Genomic DNA, 12,940 nt, shown 5'->3' on the forward strand with positions numbered 1-12,940 from the left:
GTTTGTCAGGTGGCCGAGCGTAGGGTGTCTTCGCTGCCCGGACGGGTAGGATTGGCGTCCGGACGCGGCCCGGGTGTTCCCTCCCGGTGGCGCGGACACCGACCGTGCGGATACGGTCAGGGCGTCCACACATGTGGCCGATCGGAGAGGTGAGGGGGCCGATGTCCAGTCACGTCGCCTCTCCTGGTGAGGGCAAAGCAGGCGAGGGCGCGGTGGCGACGAACGAGGTGGAACGGCTTCCGGACATCGTCTCGGCCGTCGAGGCCGAGCGCGTGCCCGAGCCCCCGATGAATGATCTTGAGGCTCCGCCGGCGCCGGCGACCCACCCGACGGACGACGGCGAGGGCGTGGTGCTGCCCTTCCCCGGCGGCCCGAGCGTCGCGGACCAGATCGCCGCCGGTGAGCAGGAGGACCCGACCTTCCTGACCGGTGTGGCGTCCGGCCGCCGGGTGCGCGCCCGCCTGGCCCGGTTCAACGCGCCCTGGCAGACGCCGCAGGTGGCGGAGGTGCTGGAGCCGCTGATCTCGATCCACCGCGCCAGCCACCCGAAGGCGGACGTGCGACTGCTGCAGCGCGCGTTCGACATGGCCGCGAAGTGGCACCTCGGTCAGTACCGCAAGTCCGGCGACCCGTACATCACGCATCCGCTCGCCGTGGCCACCATCCTGGCCAACCTCGGCATGGACACGACCACGCTGGTCGCGGCGCTGCTGCACGACACGATCGAGGACACCGACTACAGCCTCGACGCGATGCGCACCGACTTCGGTGGCGAGGTCGCGCTGCTGGTCGACGGCGTGACCAAGCTGGACAAGGTGAAGCTCGGCGACGCGGCCAAGGCGGAGACGATCCGCAAGATGGTCGTGGCGATGGCGAAGGACCCGCGCGTCCTGGTCATCAAGCTCGCCGACCGGCTGCACAACATGCGCACGCTGACCTTCCTGCCCCGCGCCAAGCAGGAGCAGAAGGCCAAGGAGACGCTGGAGATCCTGGCCCCGCTGGCGCACCGGCTCGGCATGAACACGATCAAGTGGGAGCTGGAGGACCTGTCGTTCGGGTTCCTGTTCCCGAAGCGGTTCGAGGAGATCAACCGCCTGATCGGCGAGCACCAGCCGCAGCGCGACACGCTGCTCCGGCAGGTCACGCAGAAGGTTCAGGTCGACCTCAAGTCCGCCAAGATCAAGGCGGAGACCACCGGCCGTCCCAAGCACCTGTACTCGATCTACCAGAAGATGATCGTGCGGGGCCGGGACTTCAACGACATCTACGACCTGGTCGGCGTGCGGATCCTGGTGGACACCGTGCGCGACTGCTACGCGGCACTCGGGGTGATCCACGCGAACTGGCAGCCCGTCCCGGGCCGGTTCAAGGACTACATCGCGATGCCGAAGTTCAACATGTACCAGTCGCTGCACACCACCGTGATCGGCCCGTCCGGCAAGCCGGTGGAGATGCAGATCCGGACGTACGCGATGCACCGCACCGCGGAGTTCGGCATCGCCGCGCACTGGAAGTACAAGGAGCAGAAGGGCGCGACCGTGGTCGGCCCGCCCGCGCACATCGACGAGATGACCTGGCTGCGGCAGCTGCTCGACTGGCAACGCGAGGCGAGCGACCCGAGCGAGTTCCTGGACGCGCTCCGCTTCGACCTCTCCAGCCAGGAGGTCTACGTCTTCACGCCGAAGGGCGACGTGATCCCGCTGCCGACCGGCTCCACGCCGGTCGACTTCGCCTACGCGGTGCACACCGAGGTCGGGCACAAGTGCATCGGCGCGCGGGTCAACGGCAAGCTGGTCCCGCTGGAGTCGACGCTCTCCAACGGCGACGTCATCGAGATCTTCACGTCGAAGTCCGATTCGGCCGGCCCGTCGCAGGACTGGCTCGGGTTCGTCAAGTCGCCCCGGGCCCGCACCAAGATCCGGCAGTACTTCAACAAGGAGCGGCGCGAGGAGGCGATCGAGGCCGGCAAGGAGGCCATGGTCAAGGCCATGCGCAAGCAGGGCCTGCCCCTCCAGCGGCTGCTGACCTCCGAGGCGCTCATCGCGATCGCCCGCGACCTGCACCTCAACGACGTCTCCGCGCTCTACGCCGCGGTCGGCGAGAGCCAGGTCTCCGCGCAGTCCGTGGTCCAGCGCCTGGTCGCCGGCTACGGCGGCGAGGAGGGCGCGGTCGAGGACATCGCCGAGACTGCCGTCCCGACCCGCCCACCGAGGACCCGGACCACCGGCCACGACCCGGGCGTCGAGGTCCGCGGCGTCTCCGACGTGTGGATCAAGCTGGCCCGCTGCTGCACGCCGGTCCCGGGCGACGCGGTCTTCGGCTTCGTCACCCGCTCCGGCGGCGTGAGCGTGCACCGCGACGACTGCGCGAACGCGGAGGACCTGAAGGTCCAGGAGGACCGCATCGTCGTCGTCACCTGGAAGCCGACCAGCGCCTCCACGTTCCTGGTCGCGATCCAGGTCGAGGCGCTCGACCGGCACAAGCTGCTGGCCGACGTCACGCGCGTGCTCTCCGACGAGCGCGTCAACATCCTCTCCGCGACCGTCACCACCACCCGCGACCGGGTCGCGGTGAGCCGCTTCAGCTTCGAGATGGCCGACCCCAAGCACCTCGGCCACCTGCTCGCCGCCGTCCGCAAGGTCGACGGCGTGTTCGACGCCTACCGGGTCACCTCCGGGGCCTGACCGCCGCCGTCCGCCGCCGAAAGCATCAAGGGCACACCACCGATATGCCCGCTTCCGGCGGCCCCGGTGCCGCATGCTCCCGCGGGCACCGGTCGTCGCTGGCGCTCCTCCCTGCACGTCCCGCCGCGCAAGGTCAACCCCACCCGCGCCGGTAACGCAGCCAAGCCCCCGATATGCCCGAAATATCGGGCACGGAAGGCGATGGCCGGTCGGCGTCGATGTGCGAGCCAAGATCCTGCAGCCCGCGTTGCTGTTCGCCGCCGCTGGGAACCAGCAATGAGCGCCGAAAGGATCTCGATCCCAGCGCGCGCCAGATCGGCGCCACCTGCCGGACGCGCGTAGCTCCGCCCATCGCCCCCGCCGCAGGCGGCGCCCAAGCCCTCCACCGCCGCCGGCGGCGACCCCACCGACCCCACCGCCTCCGCTGCTTCCGCTGCTTCCGCCGCCTCCGCCTCCGCCGATGCCGACGCCGACGTCACCCCGTGGTGTGCGCCGGAAGCGGCGTGCGGTGGAGATGGCGAGCCGGAAGCGGCGCGCGGTGGAGATGGCGAGCCGGAAGCGGCGCGCGGTGGAGATGGCGAGCCGCAAGCGGCGCGCGGTGGAGATGGCGAGCCGCAAGCGGCGCGCAGCCGGACAGCGAGCCGGTCGGGGTGTGTGCCGGGGTGGCGCGCAAGCGGCGCGCAGCCGGACAGCGAGCCGGTCGGGGCGTGTGCTGGGGGTGGCGCGCAAGCGGCGCTCGTGGAAGTGGCGCCCGCTGGTGGCGTGCCGGAAGTAGCGAGTGGAAGCGGCCCGTGATGGGCGGTGTGCCGCGAGCTGCTCGTGGTGGCGCGGCGCGTTCTGGGGTTGGCGTGCCAAAGGTGGCGCGCGGTGGAAGCGGCGCTTGCTGGGATTCGCGCCGAAGCGGCGGGCGGTGGGCGGGGGTGTCGAAGTGGCGTGCGGTAGGTGCGTTGTCGGAAGCAGAGCGCTGTGGGGATGACGTGGCGGTCGGTGGAGCCGGCGCGCGGTGAGCGTGAGTGCCGGAAGTGGCGCACCGTGGGCTGATGTGCTGCGGCAGGCCGTCGAGGTGGCGTGTGGAGGTCAGGGCTCGGTGGGACGGCGTGCGGGATGCGGTGGCGTGCCGAGGTGGGGTGCGGTGGCGCGGTGGGGCGGGCGGGGGTTGATCGTGGGGCTTCGGATCGTGCAGGGAGGAGCGCCGGCGACGACCGGTGCCCGCGGGAGCGTGCGGCACCGGTGCCGCCGGGAGCGGGCATATCCGCATCTTCGGTTTGGTGGTGTCCCGGTGGTTCGGTGATCCGGAGCCGGACATGGGGCGGCCCCCGTCGCGAACCGCGTGCGACGGGGGCCGGGTGGAGCGGGTGGGTCAGGCCGCGGCGACCGTGACCGTCTGGATGTTGATGTCTTCCTTCGGGTGGCCGCCGCCCGGGCTCGGGTCGAACGCGCCGTCGTGGCCCTTCTCGGTGGCCTTCTTCAGGACCGCGAGGCCGGCGTCGGAGACCTTGCCGATGATGGTGTAGTCCGGCGACAGCTCGGTGTCCTCGTAGATGAAGAAGAACTGGCTGCCGTTCGTGCCGTCCGCGCCGCTGTTGGCGAGCGCGACCACGCCGGCCGGGTACGGCGGGATGTCGCTGGTCGGCAGGTACTCGTTGCTGTAGCGGTAGGCCGGGCCGCCGGTGCCGTCGGACTCCCGGTAGCCGTCGCCCTTCGCGCTCGGGTCGCCGCACTGCAGCATGCCGGGGAACATCCGGTGGCACTTGGTGCCGTCGAAGAACTTCTTGCCGGCCAGGTGCGTGAACGACTCGGCCGCGCACGGGGACTTGGTCTTGTCCAGCGTCACGTCGACCACGCCGAAGTTGGTGGTGACGGTCATGACCGACTTGCCGACGTTGGACGCGCTGGCCGGCGGCATGCCGACGTCGACCGTGGTGCCCTGGCCCTGGTCGGGCGCGGCGTTCCAGGTGCAGGTGGTGGTGCCGGCGGCGACCGGCGAGGTGGTGGACTCGTCGTCGTCGCCGCGCAGCACGGTGACCGCGATCAGCACGCCGGCCGCCACGACCAGGACGGCCGCGCTCGCGGACGCCGCGATCCAGAGGTTCTTGCGCTTGCGGGCGGCAGCCTCCTTGCGGGCCGCCATTTCCCGCTCGAGCTTTGCCCGTGCTGCGGCGCGCTGCTGCCGCTCCTTGATGGACGACACGGTGTTCCTCCTGGATAAGCTATCTGCTGGCAGCGGGTACGAGGTCAGGGTAAGTCAGGAAGCTGTGGACGCCGATGCGGCCGGGGCGGCCGGGGCCGCCGTGGCGCCCACCTCGCCGACCGTCAGCGACGTGATCAGCACGTCGTTCTTCGGCACGACCTTCTCGCCGGCGTCGTTCGCGACGGTCTCGGCCTTGCCGATCTCCTGCACCGTCTCCAGGCCGGTCGCGACCGAGCCGATGATCGGGTACTGCGGCGTGGCCGGGTTGAAGTCCTTGAAGAAGATCAGGAACTGGCTGCCGTTCTGGCCCGGGGTCGGCGAGGTCAGCGCGATCGTGCCGGCCGGGTACGCCGGGGTGACGCTGCCCGACGGCGGGGCGGACGGGTTCGTGGCGACCGGGATGTTCTCGTCGAAGTACGTGTACGTCGGGCCGCCCAGCCCGTCACCGGTGATGTCGCCGCAGTGCAGCGCGCCCTCCTCGGTGATCTCCGTGCACTTCGTGTTGTCGAAGTACTGCCGGCCGGCCAGGTAGCTGAAGCTGGCCACGGAGCACGGCGCGTCCGTGATGTTCAGCGTCGCGGTCACCGGCGCCAGCGAGTTGAACGTGATCGTGGCCGGGCGGGTGCCCTCGGACGGGATGCCGTCCGTCGGCGGCTGGCCCACGTCGCGGCTCGCGTCCGCGCCGGACTGCGTGGTCCACGAGCACGCCTCGCCGCTCGCCTCGGTGGTGTCCGTGTCACGATCGAAGACGCCCAGTGCCCACACCGCGATGCCGGCGCCGAGCACGGCCACGATGCCGATGGCGGTGGCCGCCCCGATCTGGCGCCGGCGGCGCTCCTTGGCCGCCCGCCGCGCCATCTGCCGGTCGAGCTTCGCACGCGCGAGCTTGCGCTGCCGTTCCTTGCTGGGAGCCACGAGTCCTAATCTCCTGTCACGGTCCGCTGGGGCGATCGCACTGTAAGTGCGGCACGCCACACGAGGGCGTAGTGTACGGCCAGCCGCTGGGAAAGTGGCGCCCAGGTAGCGCCGACACGCCATCAAAGATCATCGACGCGCTTCGCGCCCTGCCGATTGTCGTTTGCCGTTGCCGATAAGCTGGCCTGGAAACCCGGACCGGGGAGGGTACGTGCTCGTCGACGGCTTTGCGGCCGATGCCTTCGGGACCAACTGCTACGTGGTGGCGACCGGCCCCGGGGAGCAGTGCGTGGTCGTCGACCCGGGCATCGGCGTCGTCGACCGGCTCGAGGAGCTGCTGGCGAAGCACCGCCTGCACCCCGCCGCCGTGCTGCTCACGCACGGGCACCTGGACCACACGTTCTCCGTGACGCCGGTCGCCGGCGCGCGCGGCATCCCGGCCTACGTGCACTCGGCCGACCGTGAGCTGCTCAAGGACCCGTCGAAGGCGCTGTCCATGGACTACCGGGCGCTGTTCGGCGGCCGCCTGGAGTACGCGGAGCCCGACGACGTCGTGGAGATGATCGACGGCGCCGTGCTGGACCTGGTCGGCCTGGAGATCGCGGTCGACCACGCACCGGGCCATACCGGCGGGTCGGTGCTGTTCCGGCTCCCGGGGAACGCGGACGAGGAGATCTGTTTCTCCGGTGACGTGCTCTTCGCGGGCTCGATCGGGCGCACCGACCTGCCGGGCGGCAGCATGGATGCCATGCGGGCGAGCCTGCGGGACCGGGTCCTGCCGCTCGCCGACGAGACGATCGTCCTGCCCGGCCACGGCCCCGCCACGACCATCGGGCGCGAGCGCGCCACCAATCCTTACCTCCGCGAGTTCGGCCAGGAAGCGCCCGGCCGCGGTCTGTAAGCCCTGTCGAAGGAAACAGCCTTGAGTAGCAGAATCACGCCCCTGTCCGGGTTTCCGGAGTGGCTGCCGTCGCAGCGCCTCATCGAGCAGGAGATCCTCGGCCGCGTCCAGCGCACGTTCGAGCTGTACGGCTTCGCACCGCTGGAGACCCGGGCCGTCGAGCCCCTGGACCAGCTGCTGCGCAAGGGGGAGACCTCGAAGGAGGTCTACGTCCTGCGGCGGCTCCAGGCCGGGGAGGGCGACGACGCCGCCACGAACGACGAGCTCGGCCTGCACTTCGACCTGACCGTCCCGTTCGCGCGGTTCGTCCTGGAGAACGCCGGCAAGCTGCAGTTCCCGTTCCGCCGCTACCAGATCCAGAAGGTGTGGCGGGGCGAGCGCCCGCAGGAGGGCCGGTACCGCGAGTTCTACCAGGCGGACATCGACATCGTGGATCGGGACACGCTGCCCGCGCACTACGAGGCCGAGATCCCGCTGGTGATCGGCGACGCGCTCGGCGGGCTGCCGATCCCGCCGGTGCGGATCCAGGTCAACAACCGCAAGGTGCTGGAGGGCTTCTACCGCGGCCTCGGCATCGAGAGCACCGAGGACGTGCTCCGCCAGGTCGACAAGCTCGACAAGATCGGCCCGGCCAAGGTGGCGGAGGCGCTGACCGGCCAGGGGCTGTCGGCCGCGCAGGCGGAGAAGGTGCTGGCGCTCGCCGAGATCCAGGCGCCGGACAGCGGCTTCGCCGACCGGATCAAGCAGCTCGGGATCACCGACCCGCTGCTCGACGAGGGCATCGAGGAGCTGGTCCGGGTGGTCGACACCGCGGTCGCGGAGAAGCCCGGCCTGGTCGTCGCGGACCTGCGGATCGCGCGCGGGCTCGACTACTACACCGGCACGGTCTACGAGACGCTGCTGGAGGGCTACGAGCGGTTCGGGTCGATCAGCTCCGGCGGCCGGTACGACAACCTCGCCACGTCCGGCCGGGACGTGTTCCCGGGCGTGGGCATCTCGATCGGCGTCACCCGGCTGCTCGCCATCCTGTTCGGCCGGGACGCGCTCACCGCGTCCCGCGCGGTGCCGACCTGCGTGCTGGTCGCCGTGAACAGCGAGGAGGAGCGCCCGCGCAGCGTCGCGGCGGCCGCCGCGCTGCGCCGCAACGGCATCCCGACCGAGGTGGCGCCGAGCGCCGCGAAGTTCGGCAAGCAGATCCGGTACGCGGAGCGCCGCGGCATCCCGTTCGTGTGGTTCCCGGGCGAGCGGGACTCCGTGAAGGACATCCGCTCCGGTGAGCAGACCGACGCGGACGCGACGACCTGGGCGCCGCCGCGGGAGGATCTGCGGCCGATCGTCACCGGCGCCGTCTGAACCGGCGTGTGCGGGGTGCGGCGGAGTAAAATCCGCCGCACCGTCACGCTGCGTACAGCACTCCTCACAACGATCCATCGAGCGTTGTGAGATGTCCTTAAAGCGCCGGACATTCATGGGCGCGGATATGTGAAATGGCGCGCCCCTAGCTTCCTCTCCACCCGCACCGGCAGAGAGGAAGTCGGATGTCACGAGGTCTTCGGAATCCGTTCGCCGCGCTCGGTCTCGCCGCCGTACTCGCCGTCACGTCCGGATGCGTCGGTTCGCCGGACGACGGCGCGCAGGCGGCGAGCGGCGACACGATCAAGGTCGGCGTCCTCCACTCGCTCAGCGGCACCATGGCGATCAGCGAGGTCACGGTCAAGAACGCCGAGCTGCTGGCGATCGAGGAGATCAACGCGGCCGGCGGCGTGCTGGGCAAGCAGCTGGAGCCGGTCGTCGAGGACGGCGCCTCCGACTGGCCCACGTTCGCCGAGAAGGCGCAGAAGCTGATCAGTGCGGACCGGGTCGCCACGGTCTTCGGCGGCTGGACGTCCGCCAGCCGCAAGGCGATGCTGCCGGTCTTCGAGCGCAACAAGGCGCTGCTCTGGTACCCGGTGCAGTACGAGGGGCTGGAGAGCTCGCCGTACATCTTCTACACCGGCGCCACCACGAACCAGCAGATCGTGCCGGGCCTGGACTACCTGCGCGAACAGGGGAAGAAGAAGGTCTTCCTGGTCGGCAGCGACTACGTCTTCCCGCGTACCGCCAACAAGATCATTAAGGCCTATGCCGCGGCGAACGGGATGGAGATCGTCGGCGAGGAGTACACGCCGCTCGGCCACACCGAGTACTCCACCGTGGTCAACAAGCTCCAGCAGGCCGCGCCGGACGCGGTGTTCAACACGCTGAACGGCGACTCCAACGTGGCGTTCTTCAAGTCGCTGCGCGGCGCCGGGATCACCGCGGACGCGATGCCCACGGTCAGCGTGAGCGTGGCCGAGGAGGAGGTCGCCGGCATCGGCCCGGACAACATCGCCGGTCACCTGGTCGCCTGGAACTACTACCAGACCACGGCCGGTGCCACGAACGAGGCGTTCGTCGCGGCGTTCAAGGCCGAGTACGGCGCGGACAAGGTCACCTCCGACCCGATGGAGGCCGGCTACAACGCGGTCAAGCTGTGGGCCGCCGCGGTCGCGAAGGCCGGCACCACCGAGGCCGAGGCCGTCCGGACCGCGGCCAAGGGCGTCGCGCTGGACCTGCCGGAGGGCACGGTGACCATCGACGGCGAGAACCAGCACGTGTTCAAGACCGCGCGGATCGGCCTGGTGCAGCCGGACGGCCAGATCAAGGAGGTGTGGAACTCCGGGCAGCCGATCAAGCCGGACCCCTACCTCAAGGGGTACGACTGGGCGACAGGGCTGAGCTGATGGCGACGCAGCTCTTCATCGGTGCCAGCATGGGCGCGGTGCTGCTGCTGATCGCGCTCGGCCTGACGTTCACGTTCGGCCAGATGGGCGTGATCAACATGGCTCACGGCGAGTTCCTGCTCGTCGGCGCGTACACGGCCTACGTGCTGCAGAACGTGACGCTGGCGCTCCCGGTGGCGTTCGTGATCGCGGGGCTGCTCGGCCTGGTGCTGGAGCGGCTGCTGATCCGCCGGTTCTACGGCCGGCCGCTGGACACGCTGCTGCTCACGTTCGGCGTCAGCCTGATCCTGCAGCAGCTCGCCCGGGACATCTTCGGCGCGCCCAACGTCGGCGTCACCGCGCCGTCCTGGCTGACCGGGGGAGTGGCCGGCATCCCGTACAGCCGGATCTTCATTCTGGTGCTGGCCCTGGCCTGTGTCGGCGCGATCTCGCTCTACCTGACCCGGATGCGGCAGGGCCGCCGCATGCGCGCGGTCATGCAGAACCGGCAGCTCGCGGCCGTCAGCGGCGTCGCCACCGAGCGCGTCGACCAGCTCACCTTCCTCATCGGGTCCGGGCTGGCCGGCATCGCCGGGGTCGCGCTCACGCTGATCGGGCCGGTCGGGCCGTCGCTCGGCACCTACTACATCGTGGACGCGTTCCTGATCGTGGTGGCCGGCGGCCTCGGCCAGCTGCGCGGCGCGGTGATCGCCGCGTTCGTGCTGGGCGTGCTGAACAGCTTCGTCGAGTTCTGGACCGACGCCAGCCTGGCCAAGGTGATGGTGTTCGCCGTGATCGTCGCGTTCCTCCAGGTCCGTCCGCAGGGCCTCTTCGTCCTCCGCAGCCGGGCGCTGACATGAGATCCGCCAGACTCGGTGTCCTCGTGCTCGCCGGGCTGCTGCTCCTCGCGGCCCCGGCCCTGCTCCCGGCGTTCCGGCTGGAACTGCTGGCGAAGTGGCTCTGCTACGCGATCGTCGCGGTCGGCATCCACCTGGCCTGGGGCCGCGGCGGCATGCTCACGCTCGGCCAGGGCGTCTTCTTCGGCCTCGGCGGCTACGCCATGGGCATGCACCTGAAGCTGGCCGACGCCGGCCCCGGCGCGCTGCCCGACTTCATGGTGTGGAGCGGCGTGGAGTCGCTGCCCGCGCTCTGGGCGCCGTTCCGCAGCCCGGTCTTCGCGGTCGCCATGGTGGTGGTGCTGCCGGCCGTGACCGCGCTGCTGCTCGGCACGCTGGTGTTCCGGCAGCGGGTGCGCGGCGCGTACTTCGCGGTGCTCTCCCAGGCGCTCGCGGCCGCGTTCGTGATCCTGCTGGTCGGCCGGCAGGGCCTGACCGGTGGCACGAACGGGCTGACCAACGTGCAGTTCTTCTTCGGGCTCGACCTCTACGACCCGGCGCAGAAGCGGATCGTCTACTACCTCGTGGTGCTGGCGCTGCTGGTGGTGTTCCTGATCGCGTGGCAGCTGAACCGCAGCCGGCTCGGTCGGCTGCTGATCGCGATCCGGGACGGCGAGGACCGGGTACGGTTCCTCGGCTACGACCCGGCCGTGGTGAAGACGCTGGTCTACGCGGTGTCGGCGGCGACGGCCGGGATCGCGGGCGCGCTGTTCGTGCCGGTGGTCGGCATCCTCGGCCCGGCCGACCTGGGCGTGGTGCCGTCGCTGGAGATGCTGGTGGCGGTCGCGATCGGCGGGCGGTTCTCGCTCGGTGGCGCGATCGGCGGCGCGGTGCTCTACAACTACGCCAGCACCGGGCTCAGCGAGTCGTTCCCGTCCGGCTGGACGTACCTGCAGGGCGCGTTGTTCATCGCGGTGATGCTGTGGGCGCCGCGCGGCCTGGCCGGGCTGCTCTCGGACGGCGTGGCGCTGGCCCGCCGCCGGCTGCCGTCCACCTCGGCAGCCTCCCCGGGAGCGGCTGCTTCCTCAGGCGCGGCTGCCTCCCCGGGCACCGCGGCTCCCCCGGGCACCGCGGCTCCCCCGGGACCGGCTGCGCCCCCGGGAGCGGCTGCGGCGCGGGACGGGGTGACGGCGTGACCGGGCGGCTGGAGGTGCGTGGCCTCAACGTGGTCTTCGACGGCTTCCACGCGATCACCGACCTGGACGTCACGGTCCAGCCCGGCGAACTGCGCTTCCTGATCGGGCCGAACGGCGCGGGCAAGACCACGCTGATCGACGTGATCACCGGACGAACCCGGCCCGCGTCCGGCTCGGTGCGGTTCGACGGCACCGAGCTGGTCGGGCGGCGCGAGCACGCGATCGTCCGGCTCGGCATCGGCCGTACCTTCCAGACCTCGGTGGTGTTCGAGGAACTCACCGTGCTGGAGAACCTGGACCTGGCCGCGTCGTTCCGCCGCCGGATCCCGGCGCTGCTGCGCGCCCGGCGCGGCGTCTCCGGCGAGGTCACCGCCGCGCTGGAGACGACCGGCCTGACGTCGCTGGCCGGCCGGCCCGCCGGAGTGCTCTCGCACGGCCAGCGGCAGTGGCTGGAGATCGGCATGCTCATCGTGCAGCGGCCGCGCCTGCTGCTGCTGGACGAGCCGGTGGCCGGGATGAGCCGCGGCGAGCGCGACCGCACCGGTGAGCTGCTGCAGGCGGTCGCGAAGGACCACACGGTCGTGGTGATCGAGCACGACATGGAGTTCCTGCGCCGGTTCGCCAGCCAGGTGACCGTGCTGCACGAGGGCCGGCTGCTGCGCGAGGGCACGGTCGCCGCCGTCCAGGCGGACCCGCGCGTGCAGGAGGTCTACCTCGGACGATCCACCTCACGGAAGGCCACGACATGACGCTGGCGGTATCGGGTCTCGACGTCGCGTACGGCCGGGCGCAGGTGCTCTTCGGGGTTGACCTGCACGCGCCGGCCGGTGAGCTGGTCTGCGTCATGGGCCGCAACGGCGTCGGCAAGTCCACGCTGCTCAAGGCCATCATGGGTGTGCTGCCCGCGCGCGCCGGCACGATCACGTTCGAGGGTCAGGACATCTCGAACCTGAAGACCCACGAGAGGGTACGCCGTGGGCTCGGCTACGTCCCGCAGGGCCACGAGACGTTCCCGCAGCTGACCGTGGCCGAGAACCTGCGGGTCACGCTGGAGGCGACGCGGGCCGGTGACCGGGCCGCGCTGGACGAGGCGCTGGACCTCTTCCCGGCGCTGCGCGGTCTGCTCAAGCGCCGCGCCGGCTTCCTCTCCGGCGGCCAGCAACAGCAGCTCGCGATGGCCCGCGCGCTGGTCACCCGCCCCCGCATGCTGCTGCTCGACGAGCCGACCGAGGGCATCCAGCCCTCGATCATCGTGGAGATCGAGGAGGCGATCGCCCGCCTGCACACCGAGGCCGGCCTGGGCATCCTGCTCATCGAGCAGTACCTGGACACGGCACTGCGCCTCGCCGACGAGTTCGTCGTCCTGGACGCCGGCGAGGTCGTCCGCTCCGGCAACCGCACGGACCTGCACGACGAGTCCCTGCACCAGCTTCTCTCCGTGTGATCGGGTGATGACCTCACCGGCGCGATGGAGAG

The 12,940-nt window shown here is 70.9% G+C and carries 10 protein-coding genes; 8 read left to right on the forward strand and 2 right to left on the reverse strand.

The window, feature by feature from the left end; genetic code table 11:
• The first annotated feature begins 161 nt into the window (after nt 1-161).
• Nucleotides 162-2,684 (forward strand): RelA/SpoT family protein, encoded by a 2,523-nt coding sequence (locus J2S44_RS30050; RefSeq protein ID WP_310420749.1) that lies wholly within the window; start codon nt 162-164, stop codon nt 2,682-2,684.
• Between the two features lie 1,360 nt (nt 2,685-4,044).
• Here J2S44_RS30050 and J2S44_RS30055 read toward each other — a convergent pair.
• A complete protein-coding gene (locus J2S44_RS30055; RefSeq protein WP_310420751.1) occupies nt 4,045-4,875 on the reverse strand; it encodes a peptidylprolyl isomerase in 831 nt (276 codons plus the stop codon).
• A gap of 54 nt (nt 4,876-4,929) precedes the next feature.
• Entirely contained in the window at nt 4,930-5,790 is an 861-nt protein-coding gene (locus J2S44_RS30060) for a peptidylprolyl isomerase (protein ID WP_310420753.1), read from the reverse strand.
• A 211-nt stretch (nt 5,791-6,001) separates the two neighbouring features.
• Here J2S44_RS30060 and J2S44_RS30065 point away from each other — a divergent pair, with 211 nt between their 5' ends.
• The 7 genes from J2S44_RS30065 to urtE all read left to right on the forward strand — a co-directional run bounded on the left by J2S44_RS30065 (nt 6,002) and on the right by urtE (nt 12,908).
• Nucleotides 6,002-6,691, forward strand: coding sequence for an MBL fold metallo-hydrolase (locus tag J2S44_RS30065; protein WP_310420755.1), 690 nt, complete (start codon nt 6,002-6,004; stop codon nt 6,689-6,691).
• A 21-nt stretch (nt 6,692-6,712) separates the two neighbouring features.
• On the forward strand, nt 6,713-8,044 hold the full coding sequence (hisS, locus tag J2S44_RS30070) for a histidine--tRNA ligase (protein WP_310420757.1): 1,332 nt from the start codon (nt 6,713-6,715) through the stop codon (nt 8,042-8,044).
• A 185-nt stretch (nt 8,045-8,229) separates the two neighbouring features.
• Nucleotides 8,230-9,453 (forward strand): urea ABC transporter substrate-binding protein, encoded by a 1,224-nt coding sequence (gene urtA / locus J2S44_RS30075; RefSeq protein ID WP_310420759.1) that lies wholly within the window; start codon nt 8,230-8,232, stop codon nt 9,451-9,453.
• Nucleotides 9,453-10,292, forward strand: coding sequence for an urea ABC transporter permease subunit UrtB (gene urtB / locus J2S44_RS30080; protein WP_310420761.1), 840 nt, complete (start codon nt 9,453-9,455; stop codon nt 10,290-10,292). Before urtA ends, urtB begins: the two co-directional genes overlap by 1 nt.
• A complete protein-coding gene (urtC, locus tag J2S44_RS30085) occupies nt 10,289-11,464 on the forward strand; it encodes an urea ABC transporter permease subunit UrtC (RefSeq protein WP_310420763.1) in 1,176 nt (391 codons plus the stop codon). The genes urtB and urtC overlap by 4 nt, the downstream gene beginning before the upstream one ends.
• Nucleotides 11,461-12,213, forward strand: coding sequence for an urea ABC transporter ATP-binding protein UrtD (urtD, locus tag J2S44_RS30090; protein ID WP_310420765.1), 753 nt, complete (start codon nt 11,461-11,463; stop codon nt 12,211-12,213). The genes urtC and urtD overlap by 4 nt, the downstream gene beginning before the upstream one ends.
• Entirely contained in the window at nt 12,210-12,908 is a 699-nt protein-coding gene (gene urtE / locus J2S44_RS30095; protein ID WP_310420767.1) for an urea ABC transporter ATP-binding subunit UrtE, read from the forward strand. Before urtD ends, urtE begins: the two co-directional genes overlap by 4 nt.
• Nucleotides 12,909-12,940: the final 32 nt, after the last annotated feature.

Source organism: Catenuloplanes niger, assembly GCF_031458255.1.
Taxonomy (GTDB): domain Bacteria; phylum Actinomycetota; class Actinomycetes; order Mycobacteriales; family Micromonosporaceae; genus Catenuloplanes; species Catenuloplanes niger.